Origin of the sequence: Actinomadura violacea (genome assembly GCF_017573465.1) — a bacterium.
GTDB lineage: Bacteria > Actinomycetota > Actinomycetes > Streptosporangiales > Streptosporangiaceae > Spirillospora > Spirillospora violacea.
In genome coordinates this window covers 33,749-52,957 of sequence record NZ_JAGEPF010000008.1, presented here as the reverse complement: position 1 = coordinate 52,957, position 19,209 = coordinate 33,749, and the positions used below count along the sequence as shown (strand labels likewise).

Annotated in this window: 18 protein-coding genes; 14 read left to right on the top strand and 4 right to left on the bottom strand. The window is 69.9% G+C overall.

Annotated features, from left to right (window positions below; translation table 11 throughout):
- Nucleotides 1-198 precede the first annotated feature (198 nt).
- Nucleotides 199-1,101, top strand: a complete 903-nt coding sequence (locus J4709_RS13430) for a polysaccharide deacetylase family protein (protein WP_307801211.1) — start codon at nucleotides 199-201, stop codon at nucleotides 1,099-1,101.
- Nucleotides 1,102-1,142: 41 nt separating this feature from the next.
- On the opposite strand, the gene J4709_RS56365 is transcribed toward J4709_RS13430, so the two are convergent.
- On the bottom strand, nucleotides 1,143-1,391 hold the full coding sequence (locus tag J4709_RS56365; RefSeq protein WP_173095990.1) for a putative acetyltransferase: 249 nt from the start codon (nucleotides 1,389-1,391) through the stop codon (nucleotides 1,143-1,145).
- Nucleotides 1,392-1,503: 112 nt separating this feature from the next.
- Between J4709_RS56365 and fdxA the strand changes: the two genes are divergently transcribed.
- The 7 genes from fdxA (at nucleotide 1,504) to J4709_RS13390 (ending at nucleotide 7,000) form a co-directional block, all read left to right on the top strand.
- Complete coding sequence (gene fdxA / locus J4709_RS13420) at nucleotides 1,504-1,830, top strand: ferredoxin (RefSeq protein WP_151545573.1); 327 nt, start codon at nucleotides 1,504-1,506, stop codon at nucleotides 1,828-1,830.
- A 198-nt stretch (nucleotides 1,831-2,028) separates the two neighbouring features.
- Nucleotides 2,029-3,114 (top strand): succinyldiaminopimelate transaminase, encoded by a 1,086-nt coding sequence (dapC, locus tag J4709_RS13415; RefSeq protein ID WP_208240753.1) that lies wholly within the window; start codon nucleotides 2,029-2,031, stop codon nucleotides 3,112-3,114.
- A gap of 207 nt (nucleotides 3,115-3,321) precedes the next feature.
- A complete protein-coding gene (locus J4709_RS13410) occupies nucleotides 3,322-3,936 on the top strand; it encodes a DUF4178 domain-containing protein (RefSeq protein ID WP_372442077.1) in 615 nt (204 codons plus the stop codon).
- A complete protein-coding gene (locus tag J4709_RS13405) occupies nucleotides 3,936-4,451 on the top strand; it encodes a DUF2617 family protein (RefSeq protein ID WP_208240751.1) in 516 nt (171 codons plus the stop codon). The genes J4709_RS13410 and J4709_RS13405 overlap by 1 nt, the downstream gene beginning before the upstream one ends.
- Entirely contained in the window at nucleotides 4,448-4,882 is a 435-nt protein-coding gene (locus J4709_RS13400) for a DUF4247 domain-containing protein (RefSeq protein ID WP_208240750.1), read from the top strand. Before J4709_RS13405 ends, J4709_RS13400 begins: the two co-directional genes overlap by 4 nt.
- A 10-nt stretch (nucleotides 4,883-4,892) precedes the next feature.
- Complete coding sequence (locus tag J4709_RS13395) at nucleotides 4,893-5,318, top strand: DUF350 domain-containing protein (protein WP_208240749.1); 426 nt, start codon at nucleotides 4,893-4,895, stop codon at nucleotides 5,316-5,318.
- A gap of 167 nt (nucleotides 5,319-5,485) precedes the next feature.
- A complete protein-coding gene (locus tag J4709_RS13390) occupies nucleotides 5,486-7,000 on the top strand; it encodes a polyamine aminopropyltransferase (RefSeq protein ID WP_208240748.1) in 1,515 nt (504 codons plus the stop codon).
- Here J4709_RS13390 and J4709_RS13385 read toward each other — a convergent pair.
- Nucleotides 6,939-7,700, bottom strand: coding sequence for a MerR family transcriptional regulator (locus J4709_RS13385; protein ID WP_208240747.1), 762 nt, complete (start codon nucleotides 7,698-7,700; stop codon nucleotides 6,939-6,941). The genes J4709_RS13390 and J4709_RS13385 overlap by 62 nt on opposite strands.
- Before the next feature lie 77 nt (nucleotides 7,701-7,777).
- Here J4709_RS13385 and J4709_RS13380 point away from each other — a divergent pair, with 77 nt between their 5' ends.
- On the top strand, nucleotides 7,778-8,920 hold the full coding sequence (locus J4709_RS13380) for an acyl-CoA dehydrogenase family protein (RefSeq protein WP_208240746.1): 1,143 nt from the start codon (nucleotides 7,778-7,780) through the stop codon (nucleotides 8,918-8,920).
- A 48-nt stretch (nucleotides 8,921-8,968) separates the two neighbouring features.
- On the opposite strand, the gene J4709_RS13375 is transcribed toward J4709_RS13380, so the two are convergent.
- Nucleotides 8,969-10,156 (bottom strand): glycoside hydrolase family 1 protein, encoded by a 1,188-nt coding sequence (locus J4709_RS13375; RefSeq protein WP_208240744.1) that lies wholly within the window; start codon nucleotides 10,154-10,156, stop codon nucleotides 8,969-8,971.
- 98 nt (nucleotides 10,157-10,254) lie between these two features.
- Between J4709_RS13375 and J4709_RS13370 the strand changes: the two genes are divergently transcribed.
- Both J4709_RS13370 and J4709_RS13365 read left to right on the top strand, forming a co-directional pair.
- Nucleotides 10,255-11,778 (top strand): family 20 glycosylhydrolase, encoded by a 1,524-nt coding sequence (locus J4709_RS13370; RefSeq protein ID WP_208240743.1) that lies wholly within the window; start codon nucleotides 10,255-10,257, stop codon nucleotides 11,776-11,778.
- A gap of 19 nt (nucleotides 11,779-11,797) precedes the next feature.
- On the top strand, nucleotides 11,798-12,370 hold the full coding sequence (locus J4709_RS13365) for a TetR/AcrR family transcriptional regulator (protein WP_208240741.1): 573 nt from the start codon (nucleotides 11,798-11,800) through the stop codon (nucleotides 12,368-12,370).
- Nucleotides 12,371-12,398: 28 nt separating this feature from the next.
- Here the strand turns inward: J4709_RS13365 and J4709_RS13360 are convergent, their stop codons facing one another.
- Entirely contained in the window at nucleotides 12,399-14,090 is a 1,692-nt protein-coding gene (locus J4709_RS13360) for a DUF6119 family protein (RefSeq protein ID WP_208240739.1), read from the bottom strand.
- Nucleotides 14,091-14,274: 184 nt separating this feature from the next.
- Between J4709_RS13360 and J4709_RS13355 the strand changes: the two genes are divergently transcribed.
- Genes J4709_RS13355 through J4709_RS13345 form a run of 3 tightly spaced genes read left to right on the top strand, consistent with a single transcriptional unit; the run spans nucleotide 14,275 to nucleotide 19,201 of the window.
- The gene (locus J4709_RS13355; protein WP_208240738.1) at nucleotides 14,275-15,951 is read left to right on the top strand and encodes an N-6 DNA methylase; all 1,677 of its coding nucleotides are present in this window, start codon (nucleotides 14,275-14,277) and stop codon (nucleotides 15,949-15,951) included.
- Nucleotides 15,948-17,975 (top strand): type I restriction-modification system subunit M, encoded by a 2,028-nt coding sequence (locus J4709_RS13350; RefSeq protein ID WP_307801208.1) that lies wholly within the window; start codon nucleotides 15,948-15,950, stop codon nucleotides 17,973-17,975. The genes J4709_RS13355 and J4709_RS13350 overlap by 4 nt, the downstream gene beginning before the upstream one ends.
- Complete coding sequence (locus J4709_RS13345; RefSeq protein ID WP_208240728.1) at nucleotides 17,972-19,201, top strand: restriction endonuclease subunit S; 1,230 nt, start codon at nucleotides 17,972-17,974, stop codon at nucleotides 19,199-19,201. The genes J4709_RS13350 and J4709_RS13345 overlap by 4 nt, the downstream gene beginning before the upstream one ends.
- Nucleotides 19,202-19,209 lie beyond the last annotated feature (8 nt).

Below are 19,209 nucleotides of genomic sequence, written 5' to 3'. Positions count from 1 at the left end.
GCGCGAAGCATGCCGCCGAAGAGCAACATTTCCCTCACTACGGGTGGCGGCGGAGCCCGGTACGGGCTACATGATGGGGGATGCGTCCCCCCGGAGCGCCCCAAGGACGATCTCTACAATTCGGACCTTGGTGACGTGTGTTGCGAGTGAGGCGCAGGGTAAGAAGCGGCCCGAGGCAACACGTTACGGGGGTGCGTGGTGCGGATCAGGAATTTCGCGCGGACCAGGCAATTCATCGTCATCGCGGCCGGTCTCCTGCTCGTCTCGGGATGCGGCCACGCGGAGAAGAAGCAGGCCCGGACGGCCGGGCACCAGCTCGCGGCGGGCAAGAAGGCGCGCACGGCGCCGCGCCCGCAGCAGCCGCCGGCGCAGCGCAAGATCAACTGTGATCAGGTCAAGTGCGTCGCGCTGACCTTCGACGATGGCCCCGGCCCGTACACCGACGGGCTGCTCGACGTGCTGAAGAAGGAGGGCGTGCGCGCCACGTTCTTCCTCATCGGGCAGAACGTCCACGGCTTCCCGGCGGCGGTGCGCCGCGAGGTGATGGAGGGCCACGAGATCGGCGACCACAGCTGGAACCATCCGCAGCTCACCGCGATGTCGCTGCCCGCCGTCAAGGCGCAGATCCAGCGCACCCAGGACGCCATCGCCAAGGCGTCCGGCGGGATCAAGCCGACCATCATGCGGCCGCCGTACGGCGCGACGAACAAGCGCGTCGGGCAGACCATCGGGATGCCGCTGATCCTGTGGAGCGTCGACACCGAGGACTGGCGCTACCTGAACACCGCCCGCGACACCCGCGTCGGGATCAAGGAGCCGCAGGCCGGCGGCATCATCCTGTTCCACGACATCCACAAGCCGAGCGTGAAGGCGATCCCGGCGGTCATCGAGGGGCTGAAGAAGCGCGGCTTCACGTTCGTCACGGTGTCGGAGCTGTTCGAGAACCGGCAGCTGAAGCCGGGCCAGACCTACTCGGAACTGATGCCGCGGAAGACCGCGTCGCCGGCGCCCGTCACCGCGAGCCCGCCGCCCTCCGGCTCGCCCGCCGGTCCGGCGCCGAGCAGGTCGGGCGCCCGGCCGCAGCAGGCCGAAGGCCACTGACCAGGCTCGACGCGCAGCACGCGACCGCCGTCCCGGCGCCGTCAGACTCCGCGGCGCTTGGGCGGCGGCATGGGCGGGACGACCTTGCCGGCCACCACGATCTCCTCCGGGACCTCGACCAGTTCGCCGTTGCGGCGGCGCACCGAGAGGATCTTGCCGGACCAGGATTCGAGTACGCCCACCACGTCGCTGTACTCTCCCGTTGGCAGACGACGGCGCAGCGAGACCCGCTGACCCACGTCCGCGCTACTGATGGACACCACCAGGCGCGCGGCAAAGCGGCCAGACATGTGAGGACCCCCATGTCGAATCGACTGCGCGGTGGTGGCCATACTATTCACAGCGAGCTTGCGGTGAGCCGTGACGTGCGGCGGGGCCGGAAACCCGAGAGGAGTCACTGACGTGACCTACGTCATTGCGCAGCCCTGCGTGGACCTGCTCGACAAGGCATGCATCGAGGAGTGCCCGGTCGACTGCATCTACGAAGGGAAGCGTCAGCTCTACATCCACCCGGACGAGTGCGTCGACTGCGGTGCGTGCGAGCCGGTTTGCCCGGTTGAGGCCATCTACTACGAGGACGACGTCCCCGACCAGTGGAAGGACTTCTACAAGGTGAACGTGGAGTTCTTCGACGACCTGGGCTCGCCCGGCGGCGCCTCCAAGGTGGGCAAGATCGACAAGGACCACCCGATCGTCGCGGCGCTGCCCCCGCAGAGCCAGGAAGACTGAGAACGGGCTGAAACCGGCCGGCACGGCGGGTCGCGACCTTTCGGGAGCGTCCGGCCGGAAGGCCATCGCGGTTCAACGCGTCCGGGCCGTGGTCTACCGCGCACTCCGCGGGGGCCACGGCCTTGTTGATCTCCGGGACGTCGCTTCCGGGACGGTGATTCCGGGACGCCCGCGCGTCCCGTCGAGGAGGGCTGGGTCTTGTTCACGCTGCCGGACTTTCCGTGGGATCGGCTGGAGCCGTACAAGAAGCGCGCGGCCGAGCATCCGGACGGCATCGTCGACCTGTCGGTCGGCACGCCCGTGGACCCGACGCCCGACGCCGTCCGCAAGGCGCTCGCCGAGGCGTCCGACGCGCCCGGCTACCCCGCCACCTACGGCACGCCGGAACTGCGCGAGTCGGTCGCGGGCTGGCTGCGCCGCCGCGCCGGCGTGACGGGCGCCGACCCCGCCGCGGTGCTGCCGGTCATCGGCACGAAGGAGCTGGTGGCGTGGCTGCCGACGCTGCTCGGCGCCGGCCCCGGCGACAAGGTCGTCTTCCCCGAGCTGGCGTACCCGACCTACGACGTGGGCGCCCGGCTGGCGGGCGCGGAGCCCGTCGCGACCGACGGGCTGCTCAAGCTCGGCCCGGTCCGTCCGAAGATCGTCTGGGTGAACTCGCCGTCCAACCCGACCGGCAAGGTGCTGCCCGCCGAGCACCTGCGCAAGGTCGTCGCGTGGGCGCGCGGCCGCGGCGCGATCGTGGTCAGCGACGAGTGCTACCTGGAGTTCGGCTGGGACGAGGAGCGCCCGCCGGTGTCGATCCTGCATCCGGACGTGTGCGGCGGCTCGCACGAGGGGCTGCTCGCGGTGAACTCGCTGTCGAAGCGCTCGAACATGGCGGGCTACCGCGCCGGGTTCGTCACCGGTGACCTCGCGATCGTCAAGCGGCTGCTGGAGGTCCGCAAGCACGCCGGGATGATCGTCCCGGCGCCGGTGCAGGCGGCGATGGTCGCGGCGTTCGACGACGACGCGCACGCCGACGAGCAGCGCGCCCGGTACGCGCGGCGCCGCGCAGCCCTGCGCGCCGCGTTCGAGAGGCACGGCTTCCGCATCGACCACTCCGAGGCGTCGCTGTACCTGTGGGCGACGCGGGACGAGCCGTGCTGGGAGACCGTCGGGCATCTGGCGTCGCTCGGCCTCCTCGTCGGGCCCGGCGAGTTCTACGGGACGGCCGGCGCCCGGCACGTGCGGATCGCGTTCACCGCCACGGACGAGCGCGTCGCCGCGGCCGCCGACCGCCTCTGACCCCGTCTCTCCGAGCCTGCGCAGGCTCGGAGAACGCGTACTTCGGGAACCCGGATCCGCCGCAGCGGATCCGGGTTTTCCGCATGAAACCGGATCTTTCTCCTTTGCGTCTGATCGCGGTATGGGCGTGGACCGCCACAATCGGTAGGATCCGCTGGTCTCCGCCCTCTTTTCGGGCGCGTCGATGGAGGGATGTCCGTGAGTGGGATCACGTTGGTGCTGGCCCTAGCGCTGATCGTTGCCGCCGTGGCGGTGGTGGGCGCGGTGGTCGCGCTCATCGTGGTGCTGACCCGGCGCCGGCCGTCGCCGCCGCCCGCGCCCGCCGCGCCCCATGACCCGTTCGCCCCCGAGCAGAGCGTCGCCGGCGACCCCCGCGCGCTGAAGGCCGGCGACATGGTCGAGTACCTCGGCACCCGCTACTTCGTGCGCGGCTCGCTGCGGCTGCGCGAGGGCGGCTTCACCTGGTCCGAGCACCTCCTGGACGCCGACACCATCGAGGGCCAGAAGGTGTGGCTGTCGGTCGAGGAGGACCCCGACCTCGAGGTCGTCTACTGGACCGAGTACGAGATCGGCGACCTGCGCCCCGGTGACAGGACCGTCACCGTCGAGGGCGTCGAGTACCGCCGCGACGAGCACGGCACCGCCGACTACACCAGCGAGGGGACGACCGGCGTCGGCAACGTGGGCCGCGTCGAGTACGTCGACTACGAGGGCCCCGGCGGGCGCTACCTGTCGTTCGAGCAGTACGGCGGCGGCCAGTGGGAGGCCGGGCTCGGCGAGCGCGTGCCCGCCGGCACGATGACCATCTACCCGGGCAGCTGATGCGCGCCGTCCTCGACACCCCCTACCAGGACGCGCGCGCCGACGGGCTGTCGTTCGCGCTCGGCCTGCCGCCGCTGGACGCGCTCGCCGTCCTGCCGGTCGAGCGCGCCGGGCTGACCGTCGAGCTGCGGCTGCTGGGCGCGTCCCACCAGGTGATCGCCGGGCCGCTCAGCGAGACCGTGGCCTGCCTGCCCGGGGACGGCGCCGGGCCGCTGCCCGGCAGCGCCGCCACCACGCTGCCCGGCTGGTCCTACGACTTCACCGCGACGACGGCGGTGCACGCCGGCGACGCGGAGTTCGGCCGGGCCGTCGACGCCGTGTGCGCGCGGCTCGCGGACCGCGGCGACGCGCTGACCGGCGCGTTCCCCGGTTCGCGGCACGCCGTCACGGCGCTGGCGCTGGACGGCACGCAGACCGATGACGGGTGCGCCGGGCTCGGCTGGCGGACCTGGCACGCCTACCCCCAGACCCGGGAGATCGTGATGACGCGGAGCCGGTTGGTGAGACCTACATGAACAGTGCGCACCGGGCCGCGGCCGGCGGGGCCGCCGCCGCCCTGCTGGCCGTGACGCTCGCCGGCTGCGGCGAATCGCAGTCGTCGTGGTTGGGCAAGAAGTACCAGAAGGTCGGATACAACACCTTCCAGGCTTCCCAGCCCCCGCGGACGGTCGCGGCGGCGATCAACCGCAAGTTCAAGGCGATCGACCGGGTCGACGACCTCGCGACGTACGGCAACGGCGGCGGGGTGTTCCTGCGCTATCCGAAGCTCGTGCTCGGGGTGACGCCGTCCGGGACCGGCAGCCGCATCACCGTTGACAAGCCGTCCGGCGGCTACAACCGCTACTACTCCCATGTCGGGCACCGCTGGAGCGCGCCCGGCAGCGGCGGCTGGAACAAGCACGGCATCGCGTCCTTCCGCGGCGGCGGTCCAGGGTCGGGCAAATGAGGAGCAACGGATGAACGACATGGCGCATGACATCGGCGCGACCTTCGCCTACGGCGCGGTCGGCATCGCGCTGATGGCGATCGGGTACCTGGTCGTCGAGGTGACGACGCCGGGCCGCCTCGGCCACCAGATCTGGACCGAGGGCAACAAGGGCGCCGCGCTGCTGCTCGGCGAGAAGCTCCTCGGCATCGGCGCGATCGTCACCACTGCGATCGTGACCAGCGACAACGACCTCAGCAACGGCCTGGTCGACACCGCCGTGTACGGCGCGATCGGCATCGTGCTGATGGTGGTCGCCTTCTACTTCCTCGACGTCATCACGCCCGGCAAGCTGGGCGCGACGCTGGTCAACGGCGAGACGATCCACCCGGCGGGCTGGGTGGTCGCCGCCGCGGACATCGCCGTCGCCGCGATCGTGGCCGGGGCGGTCTCCTGACTCCCCGCGACCTCGACCAGGCGGCCCCGCCGCAGGACGCCCCCGCCCCCGAAGCACAGGACGCCCCGGAGCCGGACGCGTCCGCCTCCGACGCGGAAGGCGCCCCCGAAGTCGAAGCCCCGGAGGCGCCGGGGAGGCTCGGCGCGCCCGCGCGGATCGCGCGCGCCATGGTCCTCGCGGCCGTGTTCACCTGCGCGGCCTGCGGCCTGGTCTACGAGCTGGCGCTCGTCGCGCTCGGCAGCTACCTCGTCGGCGACTCGGTCACCCAGGCGTCGATCGTGCTGTCGGTCATGGTCTTCGCGATGGGCATCGGGTCGCTGCTGGCCAAGCCGCTGCAGAAGCACGCCGCCGCCGCGTTCGCCATCGTCGAGGGCGTGCTCGCGCTGGTCGGCGGCCTGTCTGTGCTCGCGCTGTACGCGGCGTTCTCCTGGCTCGACATCTACGTCCCGGCGCTGGTGGCGGTGGCGTTCGCGGTAGGCGCGCTGATCGGCGCGGAGATCCCGCTGCTGATGACGCTGCTGCAGCGGATCCGCAGGCAGGACGCGGGCAGCGCCGTCGCCGACCTGTTCGCCGCCGACTACGTGGGCGCGCTGATCGGCGGGCTCGCGTTCCCGTTCGTGCTGCTGCCGACGTTCGGGCACATCAAGGGCGCGCTGCTGGTCGGCGCCGTGAACGCGGTCGCCGGCGTCGCGGTGGTGCTGTGGCTGTTCCGCCGCCGGCTCGGGCGCCTCGCCCGGGTCGGGATCGGCCTCGGCATGGTCGCGGTCCTCGCCGTCCTCGGCACGACGTACGCGCTCGCCGACCGGATCGAGGTGACGGCGCGGCAGGCGCTGTTCGAGGACCCGATCGCGCTGTCGAAGGACACCCCGTACCAGGAGATCGTGATCACCCGGAAGGTCACGCTCGCGGGCACCACCGACATGCGGCTGTTCCTGAACGGCGACCTGCAGTTCTCCTCGGCGGACGAGTACCGGTACCACGAGTCGCTCGTCCACCCGCTGATGTCCGGCCCGCACGGGAACGTGCTGATCCTCGGGGGCGGCGACGGGCTGGCGCTGCGCGAGGTGCTGCGCTACCCGGACGTCCGCAGCGCGACCCTGATCGAGCTGGACCCGGAGATGCTGCACCTCGCCCGCACGTACAAGCCGCTGGTCGCGCTGAACCACCGCTCGTTCGAGGACCCGCGCGCCCACGCCGTCAACGCCGACGCGTTCACCTGGCTGCGCGGCCAGAGCCGCCGCTACGACGCGATCATCGTGGACATGCCCGACCCCGACGACGTCCCGACCGCGAAGCTGTACTCCGTCGAGTTCTACGGGCTGGTCAAGCGGGTCCTCGCGCCGGGCGGGCGGATGGTCGTCCAGTCGGGGTCGCCGTACTTCGCGCCGAAGTCGTTCTGGAGCATCGAGAAGTCGATCGCCGCCGCCGGCCTCGCCACGACCCCGTACCACGTGGACGTCCCGAGCTTCGGCGACTGGGGCTTCACGCTCGCCTCACCGGACGCGAAGCCGCCCGCGCTCGCGCTCTCCCCGGACGTCCCGCCGCTGCGCTTCCTGGACTCGTCCGTCCTGCAGGCCGCGTCCGTCTTCCCCAAGGACCGCCGATCCCGGGACGTCGGCGTCAACACTCTCGTGCATCCTCGTCTCGTCCAGTACGAGGGTCAGGAGTGGAAGGACTCCTGAGCCGGTCGGTGGAGTCGCGGATGGCCTTGTCGACGGCGTGCTGGAACGACGACACGAGTGACTGGATCATCAGCGGCTTGAGCTTGCCGGCCAGCTCCATCAGCCGGTCGCGCTCCTCGGGGGAGCGGCCGCTCTCCCGGTAGGGCCGGACGACGGTGTCCTGGAAGACCTGTTGAAGCTCCGCCGCCAGCGCGGTGGTGTGCCGTTCGACGGCCTCGTGCGAGGCGATCAGGGTGTCCAGCGGCATGGGAAGCGCCGCGAGTTCGGCGCCGATGCCGAGCAGCGCGGGCATGACGACCCGGACGGAGTCCGGCGCGACGTCCTCCACGACGCCGAGCGCTTCGAGCCGCTTGAGGGTGTCGTCGTCGAGGTGGCGTCCGGCGCGGCGGTCCAGCTCGTGCCGGTCGAGGTCCTCCGGACGTTCCGGCGCCCACGGCGACAGCAGCGCGCGCTGCAGCGCGAGGTCCTCGGCGGGCGCGTCCAGCGGGATCTTCCCCAGGTGCTTCTCGATCGCGGCGAGCGTCAGCCCGAGCGACGACAGCTCCTTGACCAGCTCCAGCCGCGCGAGGTGGTCGGCGCCGTACAGGCCCGTCCGGCCGCGCAGGCGGGGCGGGGGCAGCAGGCCGCGTCCGGCGTAGAAGCGCACGGTGCGGACGGTCACTCCCGCGCGTGCGGCCAGCTCGTCCACGGTGAGGTCCATGCCCGCTCCTTTGACGTGACAGTGTCGGTGTTACATTAGTCCTGTATCAGCACGCACTTACCGAGGGAGACCGCCGGATGGCACGGGAGATCTTCACCGCGGAGCACGAGGCGTTCCGCGACATGGTCCGCGCCTTCATCGAGAAGGAGATCGCGCCGTACCACGAGCAGTGGGAGAAGGACGGCATCGTCTCCCGGGACGTGTGGCTGGCCGCCGGGCGGCAGGGCCTGCTCGGCATCGACATGCCCGAGGAGTTCGGCGGCGGCGGCAACTCCGACTACCGCTACTACGTGATCCTCAACGAGGAGTTCGCGAAGGCCGGCGTGCACGGCCCCGGTTTCTCGGTGCACAACGACATCAACGGCGGCTACCTGCGCCAGCTCTGCAACGACGAGCAGAAGGCGCGCTGGTTCCCCGGCTACTGCTCCGGCGAGATCATCACCGGCATCGCGATGACCGAGCCCGCCGCCGGCTCCGACCTGCAGGGCATCAAGTCCACCGCGGTCAAGGACGGCGACGACTACGTCCTGAACGGCTCCAAGACGTTCATCTCCAACGGCATCCTGTCCGACCTGGTGATCGTCGTCGCGAAGACCGACCCGTCCGCCGGCGCCAAGGGCGTCAGCCTCCTGGTCGTCGAGCGCGGCATGAAGGGCTTCGAGCGCGGCCGCAACCTCGACAAGGTCGGCATGCACGCGCAGGACACCGCCGAGCTGTTCTTCGACAACGTCCGCGTGCCCAAGGAGAACCTCCTCGGCGAGGAGGGCATGGGCTTCATCTACCTGATGCAGAACCTGGCCCGCGAGCGGCTGTCGATCGGCGTCACCGCGATGGCCGCCGCCGAGTCGGCGTTCGAGCAGACCCTGGAGTACTGCAAGACCCGCGAGGCGTTCGGCCGCCCGATCGGCAAGTTCCAGCACAACCGGTTCACGCTCGCCGAGATGAAGACCGAGCTGACCGTCACCCGCTCCTTCACCGACGACTGCGTCGTCAAGGAGAGCAAGGGCGAGCTGAGCATCGACGAGGCCGCGATGCTCAAGTACTGGAACACCGAGCTGCTCAAGAAGGTCGTCGACCGCTGCCTCCAGCTGCACGGCGGCTACGGCTACATGATGGAGTACCCCATCGCCAAGGCCTACCAGGACGTCCGCATCCAGACGATCTTCGGCGGCACGACGGAGATCATGAAGGAGATCATCGGCCGCGGCCTGGGCGTCTAGCCCGGCCGCGAGCGGGCGGCGGCGGGCCCCGCGCCGCCGCCCGGTCCGTCAGCCGGGGATCTCGCCCGCGCGGGCCAGGCCGCCGAGCCATTCGGCGGACGGTTTCGGGGTGCGGGCGAACGTGGTGCGGTCGACGGCGATGAGCCCGAACGTCGGCTCGTAGGAGCCCCACTCGTAGTTGTCGAGAGCGCTCCAGTGCAGGTAGCCGCGCACGTCGACGCCGTCGCGCATCGCGGCGGCGAGCGCGGCGAGCGCGCCGGTGGTGTAGTCGATGCGGCGGGCGTCGTCGGCGGTGGCGATGCCGTTCTCCGTCACGACGATCGGGACGGACGGCCCGACGATCCCGGCGGTGTGCCGGACGGCCTCGCCGAGCGCCTCCGGGTAGTACTCCCAGCCCATGACCGTCTTCTCGGCGTCGTCGGGGACGGGCAGCGGGCCGTCGGCGGCGACCCGCGTGCGGCTGTAGGACTGGACGCCGATCCAGTCGTCGCCGCGCGCCGCCTCGATGAAGCGGTCCTCGCGCGGCCAGGCGTGGGCGCGGCAGGCGTCCTCGTCGCCGGGCCCCGCCGGCTGGTACACCTGGTTCGCGATCGTCCAGCCGGCCTGGACGCCGGGGAGCAGCCGGTGCAGGACGTCGCGGGCCGCGTGGTGCGCCGCGATCAGGCCCTCGGAGACGGCCTCGTCGGGGGCGATGCGGGTGTAGTCGGCGTCCGGGGCGCGGCGGATCGCCTGCATGAGCGCGAGCATGTTCGGCTCGTTGATGGTGACGGTGCGGCGGACGTGGCCGTCCAGGATCGGCGCGACCGTCTCCACATACCGGACGAAGGAGTCGACGGCGTCCGGCGCGGCGAAGCCGCCCGCCTTGGCGAACCAGAGCGGCGACGTGAAGTGGTGCAGCGTCACGACCGGTTCGAGGCCGCGCTCCCGCGCCCCCTCGATCATCCGGCGGTAGTGGGCGAGCGCGGCGTGGGAGATCTCGCCGCGCGCCGGCTCGATGCGGGCCCATTCGAGGCCGAACCGGTAGGCGTTGAAGCCGAGGCCGGCGAGCAGGTCCATGTCCTCGCGCCAGCGGTGGTAGCTGTCGGCGGCGTCGCCGCTGGGCTCGCGGACGCGCGTGCCGGACGCGTGCTCGAACGCCCACCAGTCGCTCGCGGTGTTGCCGCCCTCGATCTGGTGCGCCGCGGTCGAGGCGCCCATCAGGAAGCCGGCGGGGAGGGCGTATGCGTCTGCGGGCATGCTCGGCCTTTCGGTCGGGGGTGAACGCGAAAACCATACATCGATCGGATTTCATGGTAGCGTCCGACCCGCGCCACGAACCCGGCCGAGGAGGCAGCGTGATCCCAGCCCCCGTCCGCCAGCGGACGACGCACGGCATGTGCCGGACGGACCGCCCCTGGCACATCCGCACGGACGACCCGTCCCTCGACGGGACGGCCGCCGTCCTGGCCCCGCACCTGCGCACCGGCGACGACGCCGACGCCGGCGAGATCGTCCTCACCTTGGACGACGTGCCGCTCGAGCCCGCCGCCATCGGCGTCCAGCCGTCCGCCGACGCCGACGAGTGCTACCGCCTCACCGTCGAACCCGGCCGCATCACCTGCGCGGCCCGCACCCCGCAGGGCATCGCCCGCGCGGCCGCCGGCGTCCTGCAGATCCTCGCGGAGACACCGGAGACGCCGTGCCGCGTCATCGACGACGCGCCCCGGTACGCCTGGCGCGGCCTCATGGTCGACCCGGCCCGCCACTTCCTCACCCCGGACGAGCTGCGCCGCCTCATCGACCTCGCAGCGCTCTACAAGCTCAACGTGCTGCACCTGCACCTCACCGACAACGAGGGCTGGCGGCTGCACATCGCGACCCGTCCCGCCCTCACCGCCGGGACCCCGCACTACACCGCCGACGAGTACACCGGCCTGCAGGAATACGCCGCCGCACGGCACATCACCGTCGTCCCCGAGATCGACCTGCCCGGCCACAGCGCCGCCGCCCTGCGCGCCTACCCCGACCTCGGCACCCTCCCGCGCCCCTCCTGGTACCCCGCCGACGCGCCCTTCCCCGCACCGCTCGACCCGGCCGACCCGCACACTCGCGCGTTCATCGTCGACGTCCTCGCGGAGACGGCCCGGCTCACCGCCGGCGCGTTCGTCCACTTCGGCGGCGACGAGGCGCTCGGCGCCGACGAGACGTCGTTCGCCGGCGCGATCCGGCTGGCCCGCGAGGCCCTGCGCGTCGCGGGCAAGCGGCCCCTCGGCTGGCAGGAGTCGTCCCGCGCCGGCATCGCCCCCGGCGACATCGCCCAGTTCTGGGTGGACGTCCCGATGATGGACCTCCCGCAGACCCAGGACGAGCTGGACGCCCGCCCCGAACTCCTCGCCGCCGGCCACACCCTCGCCCACACCAAAGCCCTGACCAGGTTCTTCGCGCCGACCGACGGCGACCTCGACCGGATCGTCAGCGGCGGCGGCCGCGTCCTGCTGTCCCCGCAGTCGCACCTCTACCTCGACCGGCCCTACGACCCGGCGATCGTCCCCGCCGACCAGGCCGAGGCCGGCGAACGCCTCGGCTTCGCCTACCGGCCCCGCACCGTCCGGCACGCCGCGACCTGGGACCCGTCCTCCTACGGCGTCCCGCCCGAGCAGATCGCGGGCGTCGAGGCCACCCTGTTCGCCGAGCGGTTCGCGGGCTTCGACGACCACACGACCCTGCTCCTGCCGCGCCTGCCCGGCGTCGCCGAGGCCGCCTGGTCGCCGTCGCCGCCGTCCTGGGACGACTACCGGGAACGCCTCGCCCGCCAGACCGTCCTCTGGCGGGAGCGCGGCCTGACCGCCCTGCGCTCGACCGAGATCGACTGGCGCTGATCTCGGTAAGGTGAGGACCATGGCGAAACGCGGCCCCTACCGCAAGGGCGAGGCGAAGCGGGCCGAGATCCTCGAGGCCGCACTGGAGATCTTCGCCGACGAGGGCTACCGGGGCACGTCGCTGCGCAAGGTCGCCGCCCGCTGCGACCTCAGCCTGCCCGGCGTCATGCACTACTTCGAGTCCAAGGAGGACCTGCTCACCCAGGTCCTGCGCGTCCGCGACGAGACCGAACGCGCCCGCCACCCCGAGTTCGACCTCGTCGACGACACCCTCGACGTCATGCGCCAGGGCATGCGCACCCCCGGCCTCGTCGAGCTGTTCGTCTCCATGGCGGCGTCCGCCGGCGACCCCGACCATCCCGCCCACGACTTCTTCCCCCGCCGCTACGAGGTTCTGCGCAAGGCCGTCGTCGAGCACCTCCAGAAGGCGATGGACGAGGGGACGCTGCGCACCGACATCCCCGCCGAACGCCTCGCCGTCCTCCTGCTCGCCGTCGCGGACGGCATCCAGCTGCAGTGGCTCGCAGACCGCTCCATCGACATGCAGCAGCCCCTCGCCGACGTCCTCAGCCTCCTGCGCCCCACCCCCTGACCCGCGCGGCCGCCGCCGATGACCACCATCAGCCGTCGCGCGGAATCGCGATCACCTCGACCTCGATCCCGTGCCCGGCGAGGGTCTGCGCCAGGTGCGCGAGCGCGATCTGCGCGTTGGGGAAGAGCGTGGCCGCGGTCAGCGGCGCCTTCCGGTTGACCTTCATCGCGAGGACGACCTTCGCGGGCCGCCAGCCTTCCGGGAGTTCCCGCGCTCCGCGGCTCGTGTCGCGGACGAGCTTGGCGAAGGACGCCCGCGCGTCGCGACGGAGATACAGGGCCTCGGCGGACACCAGCGCCTGGCTGAACAGGTGGCTGAACGGCTCGGTGCCCCTGCCCGCCTTCACGTGGACGAGCTCGTTGCCCGGCCCGAGCAGGTCGCAGGGCTCGAAGCCGTTGGCGCCGTGGAACTCGGTGCGGGCACCGGTCCGGTCGAGGTTCAGGAAGCTGCTCTTGCCGAGCGTGTCCTGGACCCACTCGTTGTAGACGGCCTCGCCCCGCTTTCCAGAGCCGGGCAAGGGCCCGAGGTCGTCGGGCCATGCCGGGAGGGACAGGCTCGGGGCGGAACGGAACAGCCCGGCGATCTTGCGGCGGACGGATGCGAAGTACTCGCTCCCTCCCTCGTACCAGGTGCCTTCGACGAGGAAGTACTCGCGCTCCTTCACACGGACGGCCGCCGCGAGCCACTTGTCCGCGGACGCCTGGCCGATCACGCGCCGCCCCTCGTCGTCCTCGCACATCCGTACCTCGCCGCGGCGCAGTGCGCGGACGGGCGGGACCCGGTGCTGGAGCCGGCAGCGGCTGAGGACCACTTCCAGGTCCAGGTCACCGCGGCAGAGCAGCTCCGCCGAGCCGATCTTGATCAGGTGGCTGCGCGCCTGGTGCGCGAGGTCGGCGAGGTCCATCGGGACGGCCGCGGCGAGCCGGGTTCCCGTGTCGTCGCCGGCGCCGCCGGCCGCGTCGCGGAGCCGGTCGTCGAGCCGCCGGTCGAGGTCGCCGAGCCGCCAGTCGTCCCGGACGGGTGCGATCGCCTCGACGAACGCGAAGTCGTCGGGGACGGTCCGCGCGCAGATCTCGGAGATCCTGCGCAGCAGCGCGACGAGCCGGTCGCGGTCCAGCGGGATCCGCAGCCGGAGCCCGGCGGAGCCCTCGACCCGTACGGGCTTGCCGCGGTCGAGGCCGAGGTCGTCGGGGTCGACCATGCCGGCGAGCCGGCCGACGAGTTCGGTGTACTCGCTGACGCCGATGTGCCCGATCGGGATGCCGGACGGGACGTGCGTGGCGTCCTGCCGGCCGAGCCCCGTCATGGACCGCCGCACGACCGAGCGGACCCTGTCGGCGTCGACCGCGCGGATCGTGAACCGCAGTCCGAAGCCGTGGTCCTTGAACTGCTCGGGGACGGCGCGGAAGCCGCTGCCGAACCCGATCGCGTACCGGTCGCCGTCGACATCGAGCTGCAGCAGTGCTCCGCAGTCGAGCGTCTCGTAGTCGTGAGGCAGCGGCCCGATGAGGCGCGTCGCGGCCTTGACCCAGGGAGCGGGGGCGGGGGCGCGCCGCCAGTGGAACGCGACGGCCCCGGCGCCCGCGTACTCGGGGAAGGCGATGTCGTCGGAGGCTGATTCGTCGAGGTAGGTGCCCGGCAGCGTCTCGAGGAAGGCGTCGATGTCGGGCACGGCGGCGGACAGCCGGTAGATGGTCACCTCGTGGGTGGGATTGGGCATGGCGGACCCCCGGGGGAAGACGTCTCCCGGCCCGGGTGGCCGGGAGATCGGATGGGAGGCGCGCGGCGGTCTCGCGGAGCACCGCGCCTCATCACTCGTGCTGTCAACAGAGTCGCGTACGTTGTTAGCGCTGTCAACGCGTTTCAGTATTGAGGCGATGCTCACGCCCGTGTACGTTGGCGCTATGACGGACGATGAGGTGGCCCTGGTCCCGCCGGCGGAGATAGCGCGGATGGCCGGGGTGACCCGCGCGGCCGTGTCGAACTGGCGCCGCCGCCACCCCGACTTCCCGGAGGCCGTCGCCGGGACCGCGTCGGCGCCGCTCTTCGCACTGCCGGACGTACACCGCTGGCTGGACCGGCAGGGCAAGGGCCGGGACGTGGCCGACGAGGTCAGGCTGTGGCAGGCGCTGCGCGCCGAACGCGGCGCGGACATGGTCGGCGCCCTCGTCGCGGTGGCTGCGCGGCTGAAGGGCGATAAGGGCGGCGGTCCGCTGTCGCCGCCCACCGGGGAACTCGTCGACGACCTGGCGCGGGAACGGTCGCCCGGAGAACTCGTGGCCGACCTCGCCGAACGGTTCGTCGCGTCGGAGAACCGCAGCGGCGGCGAGCACGTGTCGACGCCCGCGCTGGTCCGCGTCGTCCGTCACTTCGCCGGCGAAACCGAAGGAGTGGTGTACGACCCGGCCTGCGGCATCGGGGACCTGCTGCTGTCGGTCGGTGGCGGCAAGGTGAAAGGGCGCGTCGGCCAGGACGCCGCGGACGGCCTACCGGAGTTCGTCCGGCTCCGCGCTGCGCTCGAGACGAGACCCGGCGACGTTGAGACCGCACACGGTGACGCACTGCGCGACGATCGGTTCCCCCGGCTCAAAGCGGACCTCGTCGTCTGCGACCCGCCGTCCGGCCAAGCCGACTGGGGACGCGAGGACCTGCTGCTCGACCCCCGCTGGGAGATCGCGCTGCCCCCGAAGGCGGAGGGCGACCTCGCCTGGCTCCAGCACTGCTACTTCCACACCGCGCCCGGCGGACGCGCGCTGCTCGTCCTGCCGGCGTCGGCGTCCTACCGCCGCTCGGGCCGCCGGATCCGCGCCGAACTGGTACGCAGTGGCATCCTCGACACCCTCGTCGCGCTCCCCGGCGGGCTCGCCGCCGGACACTCCGCGCCCGTCCACATCTGGGTCCTGCGCCGCCCGGCCCGCCCGGACGCCCGCGTCCGCATGGTCGATCTGACGGACGCCGACCTGTCCGGTCCGATCCGCCCGGACCCCGATCGCGTCGCGTCCGTCCCCGCGATCTCGCTGCTGGACGACGAGACGGACCTGACCCCGACCCGCCACGTCGCCGCCGGACAGCCGGGTGCCGCCGCCTACGAGGACGCCCGCGCCCGCTTCGAGGAACTCCTCGACGCCCTGCACGGCGCCCTGCCTCACCTGGCCGAAGGACGCGAGGACATCGCGGCCACCGTCAACGTGTCCGAGCTGATGCGCGGCGGCCTCGTTCAGGTCGAGGAAGGGCGCCCCGTCTCCACCACGGACCAGCTCGACACCGATTTCCTGGTCGGCTTCCTCAACAGCGCCGCCAACACCCGCCGCAACACGTCCGGGTCCGGCACGCACCGTGCCGATCCGCGAGGCGCCCGCGTCCCCCAGATGGACCCGGACCGCCAGCGGACATACGGGACCGCGTTCAGAGAACTGGAAACCTTCGTGCAGCAGCTCGAAGAGGCGGCCAAGATAGGACGCCGGGCCGTGCAGCTCGCCCACGACGGCCTGACGAGCGGCACACTTGACCCACCCCCCGCCGCCCGGAAGCCGGACGCGGGGACGAAGAAGAAGCGAACGAAGCGAGAGGGCGCCGAGTGAGCGTTGACCAGAACCTGTCCGCCTTCATCTGGTCGGTGGCGGACCTGCTCCGGGGTGACTATAAGCAGTCGGAGTACGGCAAGGTCATCCTTCCGTTCACGGTCTTGCGTCGCTTCGATTGCGTGTTGGCTCCGACCCGCCAGGACGTCTGGGACCGCGACGCCTCTTTTTCTGGCGATACCCCGCCCGCGCTCCTGAAGGCAGTGGCGAAGCTGCCGTTCTACAACACGTCCAAGCAGACCTTCGCAACGATCGGCGCCGACCCGGCGAACGTCCGCAAGAACCTCGCCGACTACGTGAACGGCTTCTCGGCGGAAGTCTCCGAGATCATCGAGCGGTACGCCTTCCATACGCAGATCGAGCGGCTGGACGCGGCGGGCCTGCTCTACCAGGTCGTACAGAAGTTCGCCGACCCCAAGCTCGACCTGAGCCTGTCCAAGGTCAGCAACCACGACATGGGGTACCTGTTCGAGGAGCTGATCAGGAAGTTCTCCGAGCTCTCGAACGAGACGGCTGGCGAGCACTTCACGCCGCGCGAGGTAATCGAGTTGATGGTCGAGCTTCTCATTGCCCCGGACGTGGACGCGCTGACCGGTGACGGCAGGGTCATCGACATCCTCGACCCGGCCTGCGGGACGGGCGGGATGCTGGCTGCGGCGGAGGAGCACATCCGGATGCTGAACCCGGACGCGCGCATCAACCTCGCCGGACAGGAGATCAACGCCGAGTCCTACGCGATCTGCCGCTCCGACATGCTCATCAAGGGCTACGACGAGAAGAGTTCGTCGATCGCGTTCGGCAACTCGTTCAGCCATGACGCCCACGAGGGCAAGGACTTCCGCTACATGCTCGCGAACCCGCCGTTCGGCGTGGAGTGGAAGAGGGTGGAGAAGGCCGTTAAGGATGAGCACAACGATCGCGGCCACGCCGGACGCTTCGGAGCCGGCCTCCCACGCATCAACGACGGCTCGTTCTTGTTCCTCCAACACATGATGTCGAAGATGCGGCCGGTCACAGCCGACGTGGACGACAAGCTGAAGGGCTCCCGCCTCGCCATCGTCTTCAACGGCTCCCCGTTGTTCACGGGCGGCGCAGGATCCGGCGAGTCGGAGATCCGCCGCTGGATCATCGAGAACGACCACCTTGAGGCCATCATCGCCCTGCCTGACCAGCTCTTCTACAACACCGGCATCTCCACGTACTTCTGGATCGTCACGAACAACAAGGCCTCCCGCAACAAGGGCAAGGTCGTCCTCTTGGACGCCCGCGACCAGTGGCAGAAGATCCGCAAGTCTCTCGGAGAGAAGCGCAAGGAGATCAGTAAGGATCAGCGGGACCACGTCTGTCGCATCTACCGGAACGCCCTTGACATCGCTGACGACCCGGATCACCCCGACCACGCCAAAGTCAAGGTATTTCGCAATGAGGACTTCGGTTACCAGCGCATCACCATCGACCGCCCCCTACGCCAGCGTTTCGAGATCAGCGAGGACACTCTCGCCGCACTCGCGGAGTCGTCGGCCTTCCAGAAGTACGACCTCCGCGACGAGCTGCTGACCGGTCTCAAGAACCTCATCGGCCTCTCGGAGAAGGAGAGGACGAAGTTCCGTGACAAGCTCTTTGCCGGCTACATCGAGAACTCCGTCACCGTCCCGCCGGACAAGGTCGAGAAGGCCGTCATGGCCGCGTTCTCGGTCACCGACCCCGAAGGCGAGATCCAGAAGGTGGCCAAGGGGAAGGTCGTGCATGATCCCGACCTTCGCGACTTCGAGAACGTCCCACTCACCGAGGACATAGACGAGTACTTCGAGAGGGAAGTGCGCCCCCACGTCCCTGACGCCTGGATGGCCGAGACCAAGGACCCGAAGACCAAGAAGACGATTCGAGTTAAGATCGGCTACGAGATCCCCTTCACCAGATACTTCTACATGTACACCCCGCCCCGGCCTCTCGAAGAGATCGACGCAGAACTCAAGGCCGTCGAAGCCCAGATTCAAATCCTCCTCGGCCAGGTGACCTCGTGATCATTGAAGGTATCGGCGAAGTTCCCGATTCTTGGAACTCTCGACGTGCTAAGCACATCCTGGTAAGGAAGCGGCGCCCAGCGAAAGCGACCGATGAAGTTGTTACTGCCTTTCGGGACGGACGAGTTACGCTACGCAAGAACCGTCGACTTGAAGGCTTTACAGAGGCTGTGAAGGAGATCGGCTATCAGGGTCTGAGGGTAGGGGATCTGGTCGTCCATGCTATGGACGGATTTGCCGGCGCGATCGGAGTTTCCGACTCGAATGGGAAGGCGTCGCCTGTAGTCCACGCATATACCTCGGAGAGTGCAGATCTCCGTTTCGTGGCTTATGTCTTGAGGGATATGGCAAGAAGTGGCTTCGTTGCGTCCCTGGCCAAGGGGATTCGCGAACGTTCGACGTCATTCGATCCGGCCACCTTGGCAGATCTAAACATTCCGATCCCGCCGCTTGACGAGCAACGGCGAATCGCGGACTTCCTTGACGCCGAGACCGCGCGTATCGATCAGTTGGTATCGCTGCGAAATTGGCAGTTTGAACTGGTGGCCGAACGTCAATTTGCGAGTGTCTCGGCTGCCTTTCCAGTCGATGGTTCGGTGGATATGGTCCGTTTGGGTTACCTGGCGTCAATTCAGTCAGGTGTGACTGTCGACAGTTCGCGTTCCACGGCGGGCCAGGTGGTAACGCGGCCATATCTCCGGGTTGCTAACGTTCAAGCGGGGCACCTGGAACTCGGATCCGTCACTGAAATTACGGTGCCCGTGAGTGTGGCTCGCTCGAGCACCCTGCAACCGGGCGACGTTCTTATGACGGAAGGTGGCGACCTTGACAAGCTTGGTCGGGGCACTGTCTGGAGTGGAGAGATACCTAATTGCTTGCATCAGAATCATGTCTTTGCCGTGCGTCCCGGTGATCGGCTTAATCCTAATTACCTCGCGCTATTGACCAGAACGGCATATGCCAGAAGTTATTTTGAAAGCACTGGGTCTAAGAGTACAAATCTGGCATCTACGAGCAGTGGAAAAATTCGTAATCTACGTGTTCCGATGGTTTCGTTGAGGCGCCAGGTTGAGATTGCCGAGCGCGTGAATCTTGACTTGAAGTCGGGTGAGTCCCTCATCAGCTTGCTCAAACGCCAGAAACGGTTGTTGGAGGAGCGGAGGCGGGCGGTTATTACAGCGGCGGTGACGGGGGAGTTGGACGTTACGACGGCGCGGGGCGTCTGACTCGTGTG